The sequence below is a fragment of the Helicobacter cetorum genome (assembly GCF_900198405.1).
GTDB classification, from domain to species: Bacteria; Campylobacterota; Campylobacteria; order Campylobacterales; family Helicobacteraceae; genus Helicobacter; species Helicobacter cetorum_C.
Window position 1 is genome coordinate 1 of the sequence record NZ_FZMR01000008.1, and the last position, 18,376, is coordinate 18,376.

Annotated in this window: 20 protein-coding genes and 1 rRNA gene; 20 read left to right on the plus strand and 1 reads right to left on the minus strand. The window is 35.9% G+C overall.

The window, feature by feature from the left end; translation table 11 throughout:
- Positions 1-363: 363 nt before the first annotated feature.
- Positions 364-1,866: ribosomal RNA gene (locus C6H25_RS03170) — 16S ribosomal RNA — on the plus strand.
- Between the two features lie 160 nt (positions 1,867-2,026).
- Here the strand turns inward: C6H25_RS03170 and C6H25_RS03175 are convergent.
- Positions 2,027-2,221, minus strand: coding sequence for a hypothetical protein (locus tag C6H25_RS03175; RefSeq protein ID WP_104748025.1), 195 nt, complete (start codon positions 2,219-2,221; stop codon positions 2,027-2,029).
- 560 nt (positions 2,222-2,781) lie between these two features.
- Here C6H25_RS03175 and rplU point away from each other — a divergent pair.
- The 19 genes from rplU to selB all read left to right on the plus strand — a co-directional run bounded on the left by rplU (position 2,782) and on the right by selB (position 18,368).
- On the plus strand, positions 2,782-3,096 hold the full coding sequence (rplU, locus tag C6H25_RS03180) for a 50S ribosomal protein L21 (RefSeq protein ID WP_104748026.1): 315 nt from the start codon (positions 2,782-2,784) through the stop codon (positions 3,094-3,096).
- Between the two features lie 19 nt (positions 3,097-3,115).
- Positions 3,116-3,385, plus strand: coding sequence for a 50S ribosomal protein L27 (gene rpmA / locus C6H25_RS03185; RefSeq protein WP_104748027.1), 270 nt, complete (start codon positions 3,116-3,118; stop codon positions 3,383-3,385).
- A gap of 109 nt (positions 3,386-3,494) precedes the next feature.
- Positions 3,495-5,153, plus strand: a complete 1,659-nt coding sequence (locus C6H25_RS03190) for an ABC transporter substrate-binding protein (RefSeq protein WP_104748028.1) — start codon at positions 3,495-3,497, stop codon at positions 5,151-5,153.
- A gap of 11 nt (positions 5,154-5,164) precedes the next feature.
- Positions 5,165-6,169 (plus strand): ABC transporter permease, encoded by a 1,005-nt coding sequence (locus C6H25_RS03195; RefSeq protein WP_104748029.1) that lies wholly within the window; start codon positions 5,165-5,167, stop codon positions 6,167-6,169.
- Positions 6,170-7,021, plus strand: coding sequence for an ABC transporter permease (locus tag C6H25_RS03200; RefSeq protein ID WP_104748030.1), 852 nt, complete (start codon positions 6,170-6,172; stop codon positions 7,019-7,021).
- A gap of 9 nt (positions 7,022-7,030) precedes the next feature.
- The gene (locus C6H25_RS03205; protein ID WP_104748031.1) at positions 7,031-7,894 is read left to right on the plus strand and encodes an ABC transporter ATP-binding protein; all 864 of its coding nucleotides are present in this window, start codon (positions 7,031-7,033) and stop codon (positions 7,892-7,894) included.
- Complete coding sequence (locus C6H25_RS03210; RefSeq protein ID WP_104748032.1) at positions 7,891-8,709, plus strand: ABC transporter ATP-binding protein; 819 nt, start codon at positions 7,891-7,893, stop codon at positions 8,707-8,709. The genes C6H25_RS03205 and C6H25_RS03210 overlap by 4 nt, the downstream gene beginning before the upstream one ends.
- Position 8,710: 1 nt before the next feature.
- Entirely contained in the window at positions 8,711-9,793 is a 1,083-nt protein-coding gene (gene obgE / locus C6H25_RS03215) for a GTPase ObgE (protein ID WP_104748033.1), read from the plus strand.
- A gap of 27 nt (positions 9,794-9,820) precedes the next feature.
- The gene (locus tag C6H25_RS03220) at positions 9,821-10,066 is read left to right on the plus strand and encodes a hypothetical protein (protein WP_104748034.1); all 246 of its coding nucleotides are present in this window, start codon (positions 9,821-9,823) and stop codon (positions 10,064-10,066) included.
- Between the two features lie 22 nt (positions 10,067-10,088).
- Positions 10,089-10,769: a class I SAM-dependent methyltransferase gene (locus tag C6H25_RS03225; RefSeq protein WP_158653863.1), complete on the plus strand. Its 681-nt coding sequence runs from the start codon at positions 10,089-10,091 to the stop codon at positions 10,767-10,769.
- A 104-nt stretch (positions 10,770-10,873) separates the two neighbouring features.
- On the plus strand, positions 10,874-11,716 hold the full coding sequence (locus C6H25_RS03230; protein ID WP_104748036.1) for a polysaccharide deacetylase family protein: 843 nt from the start codon (positions 10,874-10,876) through the stop codon (positions 11,714-11,716).
- A 4-nt stretch (positions 11,717-11,720) separates the two neighbouring features.
- On the plus strand, positions 11,721-11,993 hold the full coding sequence (locus C6H25_RS08825) for a hypothetical protein (protein ID WP_233707316.1): 273 nt from the start codon (positions 11,721-11,723) through the stop codon (positions 11,991-11,993).
- A complete protein-coding gene (locus tag C6H25_RS03235; protein ID WP_233707317.1) occupies positions 11,969-12,916 on the plus strand; it encodes a glycosyltransferase in 948 nt (315 codons plus the stop codon). The genes C6H25_RS08825 and C6H25_RS03235 overlap by 25 nt, the downstream gene beginning before the upstream one ends.
- Positions 12,910-13,953, plus strand: a complete 1,044-nt coding sequence (locus tag C6H25_RS03240) for a glycosyltransferase (protein WP_104748037.1) — start codon at positions 12,910-12,912, stop codon at positions 13,951-13,953. The genes C6H25_RS03235 and C6H25_RS03240 overlap by 7 nt, the downstream gene beginning before the upstream one ends.
- 121 nt (positions 13,954-14,074) lie before the next feature.
- On the plus strand, positions 14,075-14,629 hold the full coding sequence (locus C6H25_RS03245) for a polyisoprenoid-binding protein (RefSeq protein ID WP_104748038.1): 555 nt from the start codon (positions 14,075-14,077) through the stop codon (positions 14,627-14,629).
- Between the two features lie 9 nt (positions 14,630-14,638).
- The gene (gene hemL / locus C6H25_RS03250) at positions 14,639-15,931 is read left to right on the plus strand and encodes a glutamate-1-semialdehyde 2,1-aminomutase (protein ID WP_104748085.1); all 1,293 of its coding nucleotides are present in this window, start codon (positions 14,639-14,641) and stop codon (positions 15,929-15,931) included.
- Between the two features lie 6 nt (positions 15,932-15,937).
- Entirely contained in the window at positions 15,938-16,201 is a 264-nt protein-coding gene (locus C6H25_RS03255; protein WP_014659903.1) for an AtpZ/AtpI family protein, read from the plus strand.
- 17 nt (positions 16,202-16,218) lie between these two features.
- Positions 16,219-16,620, plus strand: coding sequence for a hypothetical protein (locus C6H25_RS03260; RefSeq protein ID WP_104748086.1), 402 nt, complete (start codon positions 16,219-16,221; stop codon positions 16,618-16,620).
- 5 nt (positions 16,621-16,625) lie between these two features.
- Positions 16,626-18,368 carry a selenocysteine-specific translation elongation factor gene (gene selB, locus C6H25_RS03265; protein WP_104748039.1) on the plus strand — a complete coding sequence of 581 codons (1,743 nt, stop codon included), beginning with the start codon at positions 16,626-16,628 and terminating at the stop codon, positions 18,366-18,368.
- The last annotated feature ends 8 nt before the right edge of the window (positions 18,369-18,376 follow it).

Genomic DNA, 18,376 nt, shown 5'->3' on the forward strand with positions numbered 1-18,376 from the left:
TTTAAGCAAACCTTAAGCTTTTAATGGTTATTATTTCACTTCCTTGTTTCAACAAGAGCTTTTAAAAAAGTCTTTTAAATACAAGGATAGCTTATTAAAGCAAACGATCTTTGAAAACTAAGCAAAATTTTAAGGAGTTCTTTTTAAAAGGAATATTCTAAATAAATTAAGAGAGATTTAATTCTTTCTTTTTGTTTTTACAATATTTTATTTGGGTTAGCATTTTGTTAAACCTTTAATTTTAAAAAGTTTCTTTCTTTTTTGTATTGTTGTAATACTTAAGAACACAACCCGTTTTATTTATAAAACGAGTTCTTGTGATACGCATTTAAAAAACGAAAGAGCTTTAGGACAAACACTTTTTTTATGGAGAGTTTGATCCTGGCTCAGAGTGAACGCTGGCGGCGTGCCTAATACATGCAAGTCGAACGATGAAGCTTCTAGCTTGCTAGAAGTGGATTAGTGGCGCACGGGTGAGTAACGCATAGGTTATGTGCCTCTTAGTTTGGGATAGCCATTGGAAACGATGATTAATACCAGATACTCCCTACGGGGGAAAGATTTATCGCTAAGAGATCAGCCTATGTCCTATCAGCTTGTTGGTAAGGTAATGGCTTACCAAGGCTATGACGGGTATCCGGCCTGAGAGGGTGAACGGACACACTGGAACTGAGACACGGTCCAGACTCCTACGGGAGGCAGCAGTAGGGAATATTGCTCAATGGGCGCAAGCCTGAAGCAGCAACGCCGCGTGGAGGATGAAGGTTTTAGGATTGTAAACTCCTTTTGTTAGAGAAGATAATGACGGTATCTAACGAATAAGCACCGGCTAACTCCGTGCCAGCAGCCGCGGTAATACGGAGGGTGCAAGCGTTACTCGGAATCACTGGGCGTAAAGAGCGCGTAGGCGGGATAGTAAGTCAGATGTGAAATCCTATGGCTTAACCATAGAACTGCATTTGAAACTGCTATTCTAGAGTGTGGGAGAGGTAGGTGGAATTCTTGGTGTAGGGGTAAAATCCGTAGAGATCAAGAGGAATACTCATTGCGAAGGCGACCTGCTGGAACATTACTGACGCTGATTGCGCGAAAGCGTGGGGAGCAAACAGGATTAGATACCCTGGTAGTCCACGCCCTAAACGATGGATGCTAGTTGTTGGGGAGCTTAGTCTCTCCAGTAATGCAGCTAACGCATTAAGCATCCCGCCTGGGGAGTACGGTCGCAAGATTAAAACTCAAAGGAATAGACGGGGACCCGCACAAGCGGTGGAGCATGTGGTTTAATTCGAAGATACACGAAGAACCTTACCTAGGCTTGACATTGAGAGAATCCGCTAGAAATAGTGGAGTGTCTAGCTTGCTAGACCTTGAAAACAGGTGCTGCACGGCTGTCGTCAGCTCGTGTCGTGAGATGTTGGGTTAAGTCCCGCAACGAGCGCAACCCCCTTTCTTAGTTGCTAACAGGTTATGCTGAGAACTCTAAGGATACTGCCTCCGTAAGGAGGAGGAAGGTGGGGACGACGTCAAGTCATCATGGCCCTTACGCCTAGGGCTACACACGTGCTACAATGGGGTGTACAAAGAGAAGCAATACTGCGAAGTGGAGCAAATCTCAAAAACATCTCTCAGTTCGGATTGCAGGCTGCAACTCGCCTGCATGAAGCTGGAATCGCTAGTAATCGTGAATCAGCCATGTCACGGTGAATACGTTCCCGGGTCTTGTACTCACCGCCCGTCACACCATGGGAGTTGTGTTTGCCTTAAGTCAGGATGCTAAACTAGCTACTGCCCACGGCACACACAGCGACTGGGGTGAAGTCGTAACAAGGTAACCGTAGGTGAACCTGCGGTTGGATCACCTCCTTTCTAGAGAAGAGCTTTTAATATTCGCTTATTAAAAGCCATTAGAGTATTATCTAAAAGAAGAACTTCTTTTTGCTTAGTTTTGAAGGATTGAGATTTATTGATTTTCTTAAATTTATTTCTCACACCTTAGCACTTAATAATTATTTTTTAGTCTTAAATTTTAATGCTTATCTTTAGATTTTTTGTAACTTTGCGAAGTTCTAGTGTTTTTAATGCTAGTTATTTTTAGTTTATCAATGGTGTTGGTTAAGTAATTGGTTGTTTTTTGGGGGGGGGTTTCAAAGAGCGGAATGAGATGTTTTGCTGCGATTTGGTATTTGGGTGTGTGGATTATATTGGTGTTTGCGACCTTCATTGTTAAGATTATTAAATATATTTTAATTAAAATATGGATTTTTCTTTTTAATATGTATTAATTTTTCAAGACTTATTAGAAAAAATAGAGTAAATTATGATATCCAGATAGTTATAGAGACTACAACGATAGAAGCAGATTAAGCTTGAAAATTTTTTAATTAAAAGATTAAATAAAAAGCATTTGTGTTGATTAAAATTTTCTAAAAATTTATTGTATCATTAGATATGTTTCAACTACTCGGTAAAATTTATTTTTAGACTTTTTTCAAAAATAATCTTAATTAATCTTCTAAGGGGAATAGCCATTAATTCTTGCTGTTTGAGCAGATAAAATAAAAAGTGATAAATTTTTTAGGTTATACCATCAATCATTTGTTTAGTAAATTTGTTAGGAGTTTTAGAAATTCAATCAGACTATATGAATGTAAAAAATTCATAAAAAACAAGCATGACAGTTAAATGGAATCTATCTTTGTTAAAAATTAAAGTTATATTTTAGCAAACACTCGCTATAATTAGAATTTGCTTAAAAAGCGTTCAAATTTTTAAGGAACAGAAATGTCATACGCAATATTTAAACATGGTGGTAAACAATACAAAGTCGTTGAGGGCGATATTGTTTTACTAGATAAAATGGATAAAGAGCCTAAGGCTCAAGTAGAATTGGCGGAAGTATTAGCCGTATCTAAAGAGGGTAATCTCTCTTGTGGGAAACCTTTTGTAGTGGGTGCTAAGGTTCATGCTGAAGTGATAAATGAGGGGCGTGCTAGAAAAGTGATTACCTTTAAGAAACGCCGTAGGAAAGATAGTAAGACTAAGCGTGGTTTTAGGAGAGACTTTACTCGTGTTAGAATCACTAAAATCGTAGCATAAATTAAGGAGTATTTAGACAATGGCACACAAGAAAGGTCAAGGTAGTACGCAGAACAATAGAGATTCTGCAGGGAGACGCTTAGGCGTGAAGAAATTTGGCTCAGAATTTGTTCGAGCAGGGAATATTATTGTGCGTCAAAGAGGCACAAAGGTGCATCCCGGTAGTAATGTAGGCATGGGTAAAGATCATACTTTATATGCACTTGTAGATGGTATTGTAAAATTTGAGCATAAAGATAGAAGTCGTAGAAAGGTTTCTGTCGTTGCTAATGAGAGTTGTGGGGAATAGAGTTTTCTTTTTATGGAATGACTTAAGCTTTTGATTTTTTGAAAAAATCCTAGTTGAAGTGCTTGTAAAAAGTCTCTACCCTTTTTAAGAAGTTGTCGTGGAGGCTTTTATGAATGGTGCTTTTTTAAAAGTTTTTAGCTTTTTTTTCTTTCTTATTTTTGGGGTTGTTTGGGGTGTTTTAGAAGCACTAGACACTTCAAATAATCTTTCTAATCAAACTAACCAAATTAGCTCACACTTACAAAAAGAGCGTTATGGAGGGACTCTTATTTATGCGCGAGCGAGCGATAGCCAGTCTTTAGACCCAGCTCTAGTTGCTGATGCAGAAAGCTATGGTGTAACAGGTAATATCTATGAAACTTTAGTGCGTTTTAAATATGGCACAACTGAATTAGAGCCGGGGTTGGCTGAGCGTTGGGAGATTTCTCAAGATGCCCTAGTTTATACTTTCTATTTAAGAAAGGGCGTGTATTTTCATACGACGAAGTATTGGGATAGACAAGTAGAAATGAAAGCTAAAGATGTTGTGTTTTCATTTGAGAGACAAATGAAAAATGCCAAGCCTTATTATAGGGCTTCTAAGAGTTATAAGTATTGGCAAGGCATGAATATGGATAATTTAATTGAAAGCATAAAAGCCCTAGATGATTATACGATTCAAATTACTCTTAAGCAAAAAGAGGCCCCTTTTTTGGCTGATTTAGGCATGGATTTTTTAAGTGTTTTGAGTAAGGACTATGCGGATTATTTAAAAGCTAATAATCGTGAAGATGAATTAGCTAAAAAGCCAATAGGCACTGGTCCTTTCAAGCTCGCTTTATGGATGAAAGATGAGAAAGTTGTGCTTTTAAGGAATGAGAACTATTGGAATAAAAGAGCGTATTTAGATAGAGTGGTGTTTCGTGTCGTGCCTAATGCCTCTATTAGAGCTTTGGCATTACGCACAGGCGAAGTTTCTATGATTTCAGCTCCTAACCCTAATGAAGTGGCTCAGTTAGAGCGATTTCCTAATATTGTTGTGGATAAAGCCACAGCCCTTTTTGTCGCATGGCTTACAATCAATCTTAAAAAACCCCCTTTTGATAAGCGATTAGTGCGTTTAGCATTAAATCATGCTATTGATGTGAACGCTTATATTAAAGTGGTTTATGAGGGTTATGCAAAAGAGGCTATTAATCCTATTCCACTAGGCATGTGGAGTTATAATGAAAAAATCAAACCTTATGAATATAGTATTCAAAAAGCCAAAGATTTATTAAAACAAGCAGGATTCAACAACGGCTTTTCTACCACACTTTATACGGCATCTAAATATAATAAAAAAGGTGCGGAGTTTATTCAAGCAAGTTTGGCTAAGATTGGCATAAAGGTTAAAATTGAATTTTTAGAATGGGGGGCTTATCTTAAAAAAGTTTCTATGGGGGAATACAACATGGGGTTTTATGGTTGGATGGCAGACACTCCAGACCCTGATAATTTCTTATATTTATTATGGAGCACGCAATCTGCTAAAGAATTACCCACACAAAATAGCGCTTTTTATGAAAGCGAAGAGTTTTCTAAATTGGTTACAAAAGCTAAAGAGGTGATTGACAAACAAGAACGCACCAAGTTGTATCAAAAAGCCCAAGAAGTATTTCATAAAGATGCCCCATGGGTGGGACTAGCTTATCCTTATACGATTGTTCCGCATTTAAAGACGATAAAAGGTTATAAGGCATCTGGTGTGAGTCTTAATCGTTTTTATGAAGTGTATTTAGAAAAATAAAGGATAAAGGAATGCTAAGTTTTATATTAAAGCGTCTTTTATGGGCTATTCCTACGCTTTTTGGGGTTTCTGTAATTGTTTTTTCTATGGTGCATTTGGTTCCGGGAGACCCTGCATTAGTGATTTTAGGCGAGCATGCCAATAAGGAGGCTATAGAAGCCTTAAGAGAACAAATGGGTTTGAATAAGCCTCTAATAGAGCAGTATTTTTTCTTTATCAATAATCTTTTGCATGGAGATTTTGGAGTTTCTTTAGTATCTGGAGAAAAAGTGGCTGAAGAATTTTTGCAACGTTTTCCAGCAACGATTGAATTGGCTTTGAGCGCACTATTAATTTCTGTTGTTTTAGGGGTTTTAGTGGGGGTTTTAGCAGGAACTAAACGCTATAGTTTTTTAGATTATACGAGCATGACTTTTGCATTAGCTGGGGTTTCAATGCCGGTGTTTTGGCTAGGGCTTGTGATGATTTATCTTTTTAGTGTGGAGTTAGGTTGGTTGCCTGTGTTTGGACGCTTAAGCGATGCCTACTATTTAGATGGACCTAGTGGTTTTTATTTGATAGATAGCTTGATTGCAAGAGATTATAAGGCGTTTATAGATACAATTAAACATTTGATTTTGCCTAGCATTGCTCTAGCTACTATACCTACGGCTATTATTGCTAGAATGACACGAGCAAGCATTATTGAAGTTTCCAAAGAAGAGTATGTTCGCACCGCTAAAGCTAAGGGGTGTTCTCCTTTTAGAGTGGTGTTTGTGCATATTTTGCGTAACGCTCTCATTCCTGTAACAACTATTGTAGGGTTAATGCTTGCAGGACTTTTAGGGGGGAGCATTTTAACAGAAACCACTTTTTCATGGCCGGGTGTGGGTAAGTGGATAGTCAATGCCTTAAATCAGCGGGATTTTCCTGTGATTCAGTCTATGAGTTTGATTATAGCAGTGTTTTATATTGGAGCGAATTTGCTAGTAGATGTTTTATACGCCTTGATTAACCCACGCATAAGGTTATCTTAAATGAATAGTTTTAAGGAATTTTACAAGCAGTTTAAAAAGAATAAAAGTGCGTTAGTTGGGGCTTATATCGTTATTTTTTTAATGCTTAGCGCTTTGTTTGCTCCCTTATTGATTAAGCATGATCCTTATACACAAAATGCACAAATACGATTGCAAAAACCTTTTTGGAGTAAAAATGGGAGCTTAGATTATGTTCTTGGCACTGATGATTTGGGGCGTGATGTTTTTGCTAGATTAATGCATGGAGCTAGGATTTCTTTAACTATTGGCATTGTAGCAATGGGTATTTCGGTGTTGTTTGGGGTTATTTTTGGGCTAATTTCAGGTTATTTTGGGGGCAAAATAGACATGCTCATTATGCGTTTTATGGATATTATGCTTGCCTTACCTTCCATTTTACTCATTATTATTGTAGTGGCTATTTTAGGACCTTCACTTTTTAACGCCATGCTTGCTATTGGGTTTGTGGGAATCCCGGGTTTTGCACGCTTAGTGAGAGGTTCTGTTATGGCAGAAAAAGAAAAAGAGTATGTCTCTGCCTCTAGGCTTAATGGCTCTAGCTCTATGCGTTTAATGTTTAAGGTGATTCTACCTAATTGCTCTGTGCCTTTAATCGTGCAAACCACTATGGGTTTTGCCTCTTGTGTGTTAGAGGCGGCTGGACTTAGCTTTTTAGGACTTGGAGCTCAACCACCCACACCTGAATGGGGGGCTATGCTTATGGATGCAATGACCTACATTACTACAGCCCCTCAATTATTAGTGTTTCCGGGAGTAATGATATTTTTAACGGTTATGGGCTTTAATCTCGTTGGCGATGGCATTATGGATGCATTAGATCCTAAGGCTTAAAGGACAAAAATGCTATTAGAGGTAAAAGACTTAAAAACTTATTTTTTTACTGATAGGGGTGTGAATAGGGCGGTTGAAAGCGTGAGTTTTGAATTAAAAAAATCTCAAACGCTCTGTATTGTAGGGGAGAGTGGGAGTGGTAAAAGTATTACTTCGCTTTCTATTTTAGGGCTGATTGAAAAACCCGGTCAAATTGTAGGGGGGAGTATTAATTTTTTGGGACAGGATTTATTGCAATTCAAAGAAAAACAGATGCAAAAAGAAATTAGGGGTAAAAAAATTGGTATGATTTTTCAAGAACCTATGACTAGTCTTAACCCTTCTTATACCATAGGTTTTCAAATTGATGAAGTTTTAAAGATTCATAACCCCCATTTAAATAAAAAAGAGTGCTTTAATTTAGCCATAGAGGCGTTAGAAAAAGTGGGTATCCCACAACCTAGAGACAAGTATTTTGAATACCCTTTTAAATTAAGCGGAGGGCAACGCCAAAGAGTGATGATTGCTATGGCTATGGTGTGTGAGCCTGAAATTTTAATCGCTGATGAGCCAACCACCGCATTAGATGTAACCATACAAGCACAAATTTTAGAGCTTATGAAAGAATTACAAGCCAAAAAAGGCACTTCTATTATTTTTATTACCCATGATTTAGGCGTGGTGGCTCAAATTGCTGATGAAGTGGTGGTAATGTATAGAGGGCATGTCGTAGAAAAAGCAAGCGCTAAAGAATTGTTTGATAATCCAAAACACCCTTATACACAAGCCCTTTTAAATGCAATCCCAAAATCAGGCAAAGAATTTCGCAAAAAGCGTTTAGTAAGCGTAGATGAAAATATAGATTATTTAAGTTTTCCTAAGGAAATTAGATGAATCTTTTAGAAGTTAGAAACTTAAAAAAGACTTATAGTATTGATAGGGGGTGGTTTAAGCCAAAAAGTCAAATCCAAGCTTTAAGGGGTGTGAGTTTTGAAATTAAGCCTAAAGAAGTTTTAAGTATTGTTGGCGAGAGTGGTTGTGGTAAAAGCACTACGGCTAAAATTTTAGTGGGTATGGAAAAGCTAGATAGTGGGGAAGTGCTGTTTAATCATCATAATTTATTAAAAAACTTGAATGATTTTAAGCCAAACGAATGGCTAGACTATAGAAAAAAGGTGCAAATGATTTTTCAAGACCCCTATTCTAGCTTAAACCCAAGGTGGAAAGTAGGTGAAATTATCGCTGAACCCTTGCTTTTAAATTCTAGGCTTTCAAAAGATGAAATTAGAGAAAAAGTTCTAGAGATGATGCAAAAAGTAGGCTTGAAACTAGAATGGATTAATCGCTACCCCCATGAATTTTCAGGTGGGCAAAGACAAAGAATAGGTATTGCTAGGGCGTTAGTTTTAAACCCTAGCATTGTAGTGTGTGATGAGCCGGTATCGGCTTTAGATGTATCCATTCAAGCGCAAGTGTTAAATCTTTTGTTAGATTTGCAACAAGAAATGGGGCTTACTTATGTGTTTATTAGCCATGATTTAGGGGTTGTGGAGCATATTAGTGATAGAATTATTGTAATGAATAAGGGTGAGATTGTGGAATTTGGCGATGTGGATAGCATTATTGAAAGCCCAAAACATGCATACACTAAAAAATTATTAAGCGCTGTGCCAAGTGTAGAAAAAATTAAAGAGAGATTTAAGGATTAAGATGTTTGTAGATAGTGTAGAAATTATTATAGCCTCTGGTAAAGGTGGGGCTGGAATGGTGAGCTTTAGAAGAGAAAAGTTTGTTATTAAAGGCGGGCCTGATGGGGGCGATGGGGGCGATGGGGGCGATGTGTATTTTGAAGTGGATAATAACACCGATACTCTAGCAAGCTTTAGAGGCACTAAACATCATAAGGCTAAAAATGGAGCTATGGGGGGGACAAGAAATTGTGCGGGTAAAAAAGGTGAAGATAAGATTATTATTGTGCCACCGGGAACGCAAGTTTTTGTAGATGATGAATTATGGCTTGATTTAGTTACACCAAAAGTTAGGGTATTAGCCTTAAAAGGGGGTAAGGGGGGCTTAGGAAACGCACATTTTAAAAGCGCTACTAAACAACACCCCACTTACGCACAAAAAGGCTTACCGGGTATTGAAAAATGCGTGCGTTTGGAATTAAAGCTCATTGCGGATATAGGCTTAGTGGGCTTTCCAAATGCGGGTAAATCCACGCTCATTTCTACCCTCTCTAACGCTAAACCTAAAATTGCTAATTATGAATTTACTACACTAGTGCCCAATTTAGGGGTAGTGAGCGTAGATGAAAAAAGCGAATTTTTAATGGCTGATATTCCGGGTATTATTGAAGGGGCTAGTGAGGGAAAAGGCTTAGGCATTAGCTTTTTAAAGCACATTGAACGCACCAAAGTTTTAGCCTTTATCTTGGATACTTCTAGGCTAGATTTGGATATTAAAGAGCAATATAAACGCTTAAGGTTAGAATTAGAAAAATTTTCGCCCACTTTGGCTAATAAGCCTTTTGGTATATTATTGAATAAATGCGATATTTTAGAGGATATTGACGCCACTATGAAGGAATTTTGTGAATTTTTAAACTTAAAAGCTGAAAGATTAAAGGCGTTTGACTTGGAGTCTTATTTAGGGTTTTTGCACCCCATTTTAATCAATGAATTTGAGAATAAAGAAAAATCAGCACTCTTTGTATTGCCCCTTTCGGCGGTTAGTGCTTTAAATTCGCATGCGCTTAAATTTGTGTTGTCAAAAACTCTCAGTTGTAATTAAATATATTTTATTTTAAAGGATAAAAAGTTGCATATTTATCATCAGTTACATCAAGAATTAGTGGATTTAGGGGTTTGTTCGCAAGATATAGAGGTATTTTTTTCAAAAAAAAATAAAAATATCGATGTGCTTAGATGCAAGAAATCAGGGGTTTTATTTTTATCTCAAATTGAACATATGGGTTTTGAATTTTATGAAAAACAGCAAGATTTTAACTATTGGGGTGTTGAATTTATAGCTTGTGGTGAAACTGCGGGGGGGGGGGGTATATAATAGCTTAGATAGCTCTTTTGAAATGCGTAAGATAGCGATTAATACACAGTTAGATTTAGAAGATATAAAAAGGCGTGTAAAATGTTTTACGCCCATTATTGCAAATAAAAAATATTTAGATGTTGGGGCTGGGAATGGGGCAATGTTGGAAAGTTTTAGGGATATTGCTTTGGAGGTAAGTGGCGTGGAGCCACAAAATAAAGTTTTAGAGGTATTGCAAAAAAGTGGCTATGAGATGTTTAAAAGCATTGATAGTGTTCCAAATGATACCTTTGAAGTAGTAAGTTTGTTTCATGTTTTTGGGCAACTTAGCACACCTCTAGATGATTTAAAGACCTTGTATTCAAAGATAAAAAAAGATGGGCGCATTATTATAGAAGTCCCTCATGCAAAAGATTTTTTATTGCAATTTTTAAAGATAGAGGCTTTTTTTGACTTTACTTTTAGAAATGTAGAGCAACTAATCGTTCATACCAGAGAAAGCCTAGTAAAATACTTAAGTTTTTGTGGATTTAAAGATATTGTAGTGCAATCTATACAGCGTTATCCCCTAGCTAATCATCTTTATTGGCTAAACAAAAAGGCTCCAAAAGGGCATGTAATCTGGAATTTTTTACGAACTCAAGAACTAGATAGTGCTTATGCTGATTTGCTAAAGAGTATGGACATGAGCGATACTTTGATTGTATATGCAACTAAGTGAGATATATTTTAAATTGTTTTATTACAATTAGTTGATTATAATTTTAGCATCAAAAAAGTGGGGGATTAATTTGTATTTTGTATTAAATTTTGTAAAAGGATTGAATGGTGTTAAGAAGTTGGGCAGAAAGGGGTGCGAGTATGCTCTCGTATTTTCCGTTTATGCAAAAGTATTATGCGGGATTAGGGGCAATTTTTATGCTCCATAATGTTTTAAAAACGCAAGAAAAAATAAAATTTGGTGATAATATGAATGTCTCACAAAAATTTTTAGAAAGTTTTATCAAGCGTTTGCAAATTAAGGGGTTTAGCTTTTTGGGTATTGATGAGTTATGTGAGAATTTAATCAAAGAAAAGAGAATGAAAAAAGCGGTAGTGTTTAGCTTAGATGATGGGTATAAAAACACTTATACGAACGCTTATCCCTTATTTAAGGCGTATAATGTGCCTTTTGTGGTGTTTGTAGCGACTAAGTTTATAGGCACAGAAAATCATATGAGCATGCAAGAATTAAAAGCGTTACATAAGGATAAGCTTTGCACGCTTGGAGGGCATACACATAGCCATTATTCTTTAGCGACACTTGAAAATAAAGAGAGTGTTATAGAAGAAATCAGTTTAGCTAATCGCATTTTAGAAGAAAATATCGGTGCAAAAATCAAGCATATTGCTTATCCTTATGGCTGTAAGAATAGCACGCAATTAAGAGAAGTAGAAGTGGTTAAGGAGTTAGGTTTAATAAGTGCTTGTAGCACAAGGCGTGGGGCGATTTATAAAGAGCATAAGGATTACCTTTCATGTTTGCCTAGAATTATTTTGAGAGAAAATTCTTCTTATAGGGCTATAGGGCGTTTAAGAAAAGCTCGTATTGTAAAATTTGGGGGGGGGGGGGCAGTTATTTGCCTAGAAATAATTATAATAAAGCCAAGTATAAAAAGGCGGTCATAAATTTTTGAAAATCTTACATATCAATGCCACAGAAAGTGGCGGAGCAGCAAAAGCATGTTTGAGATTGTATGAAGCTTTATTAAAAGCAAATATAAAAAGCGAAGTTTTAGTTCAAGAAAAAACAAGCGATAATGCTTTAGTACATAGCGCTAATTCTAAATTAAAAAGGATATTCAATAAAATCCGCCCTTATTTAGACAAAGCCCCCATTCTACTCTATCCTAATCGCACCAAAGCCCCTTTTAATCTCGCATGGCTACCCTTTACTCAGTGTTAAAAGAAATTGATAGAATAAACCCTAATATTGTGCATTTGCATTGGATTGGGCGTGGAATGCTACCCATAAGAGATTTAGCTAAAATCAAACAACCTATCGTATGGAGTTTGCATGATATGTGGGCTTTTAGTGTTGGAGAACACTATATACAAGATGGATTAAAAACAACTTTATTAAATCAATATTGCTATAGCTCTAAGCAAAAGGCGTATCAAAAAATCCCTAACATGCATATTATAGGCTTAAGCCAGTGGCTTAGTTCTTGCGCTAAAGAAAGCGCACTTTTAAAAGATAAATTCCATTATTGTTTGCCTAATTGTGTGGATATAGATTTATTCAAACCTTTAGATAAAACATTTTGTAAAAAGCTTTTAAATATTTCTTCTACTAAAAAGCTTGTAGGTTTTGGAGCGATTAATGCGACAAATGATAAGAGAAAAGGCATAGATTTATTATTAGAAGCCTTAAAACTTTTAGATAAGAATTTAGACATTGAGTTAGTTATTTTTGGAGCTAATGAACCTAAAAACCCTATTGATTTAGGTTTTAAAACGCATTTTTTGGGGCATTTAAATGATGATTTTAGTTTGGTTGCTTTATATAATCTTTTAGATTGTGTGATTGTGCCAAGTCGCCAAGAAAATTTAAGCAATGTAATAATGGAAAGTTTAGCGTGTAAAACACCTGTTATAGGCTTTGATATAGGGGGTAATAGCGATTTAATAGAGCATCAAAAAAATGGTTATTTAGCAAAACCTTTTGAAATACAAGATTTAAAAAATGGCATTGAATGGGCAATAAATACCCCTAATTATGAAGAATTGTGTCAAAACGCTAGGATTAAGGTGTTAGAAAATTTTAGCGATGAGGTAGTGGCGCAAGAATATATTAAGTTGTATGAAAATATATTGAAAACATGCTAGATTATGTAGTTGTTACGCATTTGCCGACTTTTTATAAAATCAATTTGTATAATGAGCTGGCGAAAAATTTAAAGATTTTTGTGGTGTTTTTAGCCTTAGATACGAATGAAAAAAGAGCTAGTGATTTTTCACATTTAGAAAATATTTCTTTTGAATACTTGCTTTTAAGCAAAGATTGCTTACAAAATCGCCCTGTGTTAAAAAATATTTTAAAGTTAAAAACCCTTTTAAAAAACCGCCCTACTAAAAAGGTGCTTATAAGTGGGTGGGATTGTTTGGAATTTTGGGCTTTGAGATTTTTAAATTCTAAGGATAAAAACGCCATTGTAGTGGAATCTAGCATTTATGAGAGCGAGATTAAAGGCTTAAAAGCATGGCTAAAAAAATTCTTTCTAAAAAAAATGAGCCTAGCTTTTGTGTGTGCTAAGGCTCATAGAGAGCTTTTAAAGACTTTAAATTTTAAAGGCGAAATCAGAGAAACTTTAGGCGTGGGTATCATTAATAAAATAAATTTTGAGCCTAAGCCTAGAAAATATTCTCAAAAATTCTTGTTTGTAGGGCGTTTGATTAAAGTTAAGAATTTAGAATTATTGATAGAAGTTTTTAAGGAATTACAAGATTATCATTTAAGTATAGTAGGGGTAGGGGAATTAGAAGAGAGCTTGAAAGAGCTTGCAAAAGGTGCTGTAAACATTCAGTTTTTAGGGGCTGTAGCTAATTCAAAATTGCCCTTTATTTATTTAGAGCATGACATGCTGATTTTAGCGAGTTTGAAAGAAACATGGGGGCTAGTTATAGAAGAAGCTTTGTATTACCAAAGACCTGTTATAGTGAGTGAGAATTGTGGAGCGAGCGCATTAATTCAACATGGTGTTAATGGTTTTATTTTTAACCCTACTCATAAAGCTTTATTAAAAGAGATTATGCTTAATTTAAATGATGAAGCTTATCAGTTATTATTAGAAGGTGTAGAAAAATTTAGCATAGATAAAAAGGATAAAAAACAAGTGGCTGTGTATAGCTGTGATAGGGATTAAAGTAATTTTAAGAATGCAAATAAGGATTAAAATTTGTTATTTTGAGTGATTGTAGCTATAAGCATGCTTTTTTACACTACAATAACAAGTGCCTTTAAGAGAAAATTACAAAGGATTTAAGATGAAAAAATTAATGTTAGTATCTTTATGTTTAGCAGGATTTTTACAAGCTGTGAATTTGGATATGTCTTCGGCTAAGATGACATGGACGGCTTTTAAAACTAAGGCTAAAACGCCAGTGAGTGGGAGCTTTGATAATATTACTTATAAATTAGGTAAATCTCAAAATAACTTGAAAACCCTTTTAGAAGGGGCAACTGCGAGCATGGATAGCTTGAAAGTCAATTTGGGCGATGAAACTAAAAACAAGAATGTTAAAGAAGCCTTTTTTGCTCTTTTTAAAAACGCTAATATTAAAGTAACTTTTAGAAATGTCATAGAAGGCGAAAAATTAGGCTCTCTTACTGCCTATGTGAAAATGAATGAAAAGCTGGTGAAAGTCCCTATGCAATACACTATCACAGATAATAAGCTTGTGATTAAGGGGGTCTTGGATTTATTGAGTTTTAGTTTGAAAAATGAATTAGCGAGTTTGGCTAAAAAATGCGAAAGCCAGCATGAAGGCTTGACTTGGTCGCAAGTTGAGATTCAATTTGAAAGTTTAATTAAGGAATAAATGAGAATTATGGAGTTATTGCATAGTATTAATGATTTCAATGAAGCTAAGCAAGTGATTGCTGGGGGGGTTAATTCACCTGTAAGGGCGTTTAAGAGTGTTAAAGGCACTCCACCCTTTATCTTAAAAGGTAAGGGGGCGTATCTTTATGATGTAGATGGCAATCACTATATAGATTTTGTGCAGAGCTGGGGGCCTTTGATTTTTGGGCATGCCAACGAAGAGATTGAAGAAAGTATCATCAATGCCTTAAAAAAAGGCACTTCTTTTGGAGCCCCTACAGAGTTAGAAACCACTTTAGCTAAGGAAATCATTACAAGTTATGATGGCTTAGATAAGGTGCGTTTAGTCAATAGTGGCACAGAAGCGACTATGAGTGCGATACGCCTTGCTAGAGCTTATAGCCAAAAAGATGATTTGATTAAATTTGAAGGGTGCTATCATGGGCATAGCGATTCATTGTTAGTTAAAGCAGGCAGTGGGTGTGCGACTTTTAGCACGCCATCATCTTTAGGCGTGCCAAGTGATTTTAGCAAACACACTTTAGTGGCTCGCTATAATGATTTGAACTCTGTAGAAGAATGCTTTAAAAAAGGCAATGTAGGTTGTGTCATTATTGAGCCTATTGCGGGGAATATGGGATTAGTGCCAGCTAAAAAAGAGTTTTTGCTTGGCTTAAAAGCCTTATGTGAAAAATATCAAGCGGTGTTGATTTTAGATGAAGTGATGAGCGGGTTTAGGGCTAGTCTTAGTGGTTCGCAAGAATTTTATAATATTGTGCCGGATTTAGTAACCTTTGGTAAGGTAATAGGTGCAGGACTTCCTTTAGCGTGTTTTGGAGGGCGTGCTGAGATTATGGACTTGCTCTCACCTGTTGGGGGCGTGTATCAGGCTGGCACTTTAAGTGGTAACCCCCTAGCGGTGAGTGCGGGACTAAGCGCGCTTTATAAACTTAAAAGAGACAAAACTCTTTATGCTCGCTTAAACGCTTTAGCGATTCGTTTGACTCAAGGCTTAAAAGAGAGCGCTCAAAATTACAATATCGCTTTACAAACGCTTAATAGGGGGAGCATGTTTGGCTTTTTCTTTAACGAAAGCGAAGTATGCAATTTTGATGACGCTTTAAAAAGTGATACGGAGATGTTTATAAAGTTCCATCAAAAAATGCTTAAAAAAGGCGTGTATTTAGCATGTTCAAGCTTTGAAACCGGCTTTATTTGTGAGCCTATGACTGAAGAGATGATTGATTTGGTTATTTTAAAAGCTAGTGAGAGTTTTGATGAGATTATCAAGGGCGTGTGAATTTTTGTGAAAAAGCCAAAATATTACAAGCTTATAGAAGGGGCGAATTATTTAAGCCTTGGATTGTCTATGGTCGTGGCAATTCTTATTGGCGTGGCGATTGGTTATGGGCTTAAAAAACTTACGGGTATTTCATGGCTTTTTTGGCTTGGGGTTGTTTGGGGCGTTTTAGCAAGTTTTTTGAATGTCTATAAGGCTTATAAAAACATGCAAAAAGACTATGAAGAATTAGCCAAAGACCCTAAATACACCCATAAAACAAACATATGATAGATGCAAAAAAACCCATGTGTCAAATCAAATGCTTGTTGATTTTACTAGCTATCAATATTATTAGTGTCATAATCATTGGTTATTTCAAAATATTTCAAGGGGTTTTGAATTTTGAAGGGGGTTTTTTAGGGTTTTTTATCGTAGTGTTGTCTTCGTATTATGGTATTAAAAAGCAGTTAAGAGAAAAAAATTTAGAAAATCCACAAGAGAAAGAAAATAACCCTACAAAGTTTCAAAAATTCGCCCTAGGTTTGGAAATGTCTTTTAATTTATGGCGTTTAGGGGGGTATATCGTTTTATTAGGTATTTTAGGTTTGCTTTTGTATTTTCATCTTTTTAATGGGCTGATGTTTCTTGTGGGCGTGTTTGTTGGTTCGCTTTCTAGTGCGTTACTAAGATTTTTGAAAAATAGGTAGGCTTTTTGGAATACTTGCTTGTAGGGGTTTTAGGGCATATTGACCATGGAAAAAGCTCGCTAATAAGAGCGATGAATGGGTTTTGGGGGGATAGTTCTAAAGAAGAAATGAGACGCTCTATTACGATTGAGCCTAGCTTTTCGCATTTAGAGTTGGAAAATAGAATGATTGCCTTTGTGGATACGCCAGGGCATGAGAGCTTGATTTCTAAAACGATTAATGCGAGCTTGAGTTTGGATTTGAGCTTGTTAGTTGTGGATATTAATGAAGGGATAATGCCTCAAACTAACGAGCATTTGCTTGTATTGAACGCTTTAAACATTCCTTTTTTATTAGTGTTGAATAAATGCGATTTGTGCAAAGATTTAGAGAGTAAAAAAGCTCAAATTTTAAAAAATCTTCCTCAAAGTGTGGGGGTTATAGAAACAAGCATTTATGATAGCCAAAGCATAGAGAATTTAAAACAAGCCCTTTTGAATTATGCAATAACGAATAAAAATGGAAAAAAAGACGGCTTTTTTAGAATGTATGTAGATAATGTGTTGCATAAACATGGCTATGGCACGATTATTTTAGGCACCATTTATCAAGGCATTATCCATAAGGGTGATAAGATTTTCATTAATGATTTGAAAAAAGAAAGTGTAATCAGAGCCTTACAGGTTCATAAAGTTGAAGTAACAAATGCACAAGCTCATAGCAGAGTGGCACTCAATCTTAAAAATATAGAGACTAAAGAGCTTAAAAATGGCATGTGCATAAGCCCTAAAGCCAAAATGCGTGGGTTTGATAAAATAGATATTTTTACTCGCACCCCTTTAAAACACTTGCAATGCGTGAATATTCAAATTGGTGCTAAAAAATCTCTTGCTAGAGCGCTAAGTTTGGGCGAGAATTTTTATACTTTAGAATTAGAAGAGCCTTTTTTTGTGTGTTTTAAGGATTTGGGGGTAGTTAGTGTGGCTAATAGGGTGGTGGGGGGTTTAGAAGTTTTAAGCCCGATTACTGACCCCTTAAACAAAGCGTTAAAATTAGAGCTTTTAAAAGCCCTTAAAATTGATGGTTTTAAAAAAGCCTTTGAATTGCTAGCCTTAGGGCATTTAAAAGGCTTTGGGCTAGGGTGTGTGGAGCAACGCTTTAATCTCAAATTAGATGAAGCTTTAGAAATTGCCAAAGAAACGAATTTACTTTTAGATGAAGAAAATGTAACCTTGTATTCTTTGAAAGCCTTAGAAAGACGCATTAAATTCTATCGTTCTAAACTCTCTTCAAGCACTCTTTTTGGAGCGAGTGATTTTTTAAGCCTTCAAGCTTTAGAAACTTTAAGAGAACTAGGCGAATTAGACAAAAAAGATGGTTTGTATCTCAAAAAGGGCTTAAAGATAGATAATATTAAAAATAAGCTTAGCCAAAGCATGCTTGAATTTTTAGAAAATCCTACGCCCCTAGCCCCCTATAATCTCTATGAGACTTTAGACTTAGATAGAGTAACGGGCGATAATTTATTAAAAGGCTTGACTAAGGCTAAAAAAGTGGTGCGATTGAATAAGAATGTGTTTGTGGGAGCCATAACGCTTAGCAAAATTTTAGCTCAAATGCGTTCTATCATTCTTAAAGATGGTTTTATAGATGTGAGTAATTTTAAAAAGCATTTAGAAATCTCTCGTAAATATTTAATCAACTACTTAGAATACTTGGATAGTTTTAAGGATATTAAGCGTGAAAAGGACAGGCGGTATTTAGGGTAAGAGCATAA

Bases quoted from the DNA above. Each gene is read 5' to 3' on its own strand.
- C6H25_RS03175 (WP_104748025.1), bottom strand. From the start codon at position 2,221: ATGAAGGTCGCAAACACCAATATAATCCACACACCCAAATACCAAATC.
- rplU (WP_104748026.1), top strand. From the start codon at position 2,782: ATGTCATACGCAATATTTAAACATGGTGGTAAACAATACAAAGTCGTT.
- rpmA (WP_104748027.1), top strand. From the start codon at position 3,116: ATGGCACACAAGAAAGGTCAAGGTAGTACGCAGAACAATAGAGATTCT.
- C6H25_RS03190 (WP_104748028.1), top strand. From the start codon at position 3,495: ATGAATGGTGCTTTTTTAAAAGTTTTTAGCTTTTTTTTCTTTCTTATT.
- C6H25_RS03195 (WP_104748029.1), top strand. From the start codon at position 5,165: ATGCTAAGTTTTATATTAAAGCGTCTTTTATGGGCTATTCCTACGCTT.
- C6H25_RS03200 (WP_104748030.1), top strand. From the start codon at position 6,170: ATGAATAGTTTTAAGGAATTTTACAAGCAGTTTAAAAAGAATAAAAGT.
- C6H25_RS03205 (WP_104748031.1), top strand. From the start codon at position 7,031: ATGCTATTAGAGGTAAAAGACTTAAAAACTTATTTTTTTACTGATAGG.
- C6H25_RS03210 (WP_104748032.1), top strand. From the start codon at position 7,891: ATGAATCTTTTAGAAGTTAGAAACTTAAAAAAGACTTATAGTATTGAT.
- obgE (WP_104748033.1), top strand. From the start codon at position 8,711: ATGTTTGTAGATAGTGTAGAAATTATTATAGCCTCTGGTAAAGGTGGG.
- C6H25_RS03225 (WP_158653863.1), top strand. From the start codon at position 10,089: ATGCGTAAGATAGCGATTAATACACAGTTAGATTTAGAAGATATAAAA.
- C6H25_RS03230 (WP_104748036.1), top strand. From the start codon at position 10,874: ATGGTGTTAAGAAGTTGGGCAGAAAGGGGTGCGAGTATGCTCTCGTAT.
- C6H25_RS03235 (WP_233707317.1), top strand. From the start codon at position 11,969: ATGGCTACCCTTTACTCAGTGTTAAAAGAAATTGATAGAATAAACCCT.
- C6H25_RS03240 (WP_104748037.1), top strand. From the start codon at position 12,910: ATGCTAGATTATGTAGTTGTTACGCATTTGCCGACTTTTTATAAAATC.
- C6H25_RS03245 (WP_104748038.1), top strand. From the start codon at position 14,075: ATGAAAAAATTAATGTTAGTATCTTTATGTTTAGCAGGATTTTTACAA.
- hemL (WP_104748085.1), top strand. From the start codon at position 14,639: ATGGAGTTATTGCATAGTATTAATGATTTCAATGAAGCTAAGCAAGTG.
- C6H25_RS03260 (WP_104748086.1), top strand. From the start codon at position 16,219: ATGTGTCAAATCAAATGCTTGTTGATTTTACTAGCTATCAATATTATT.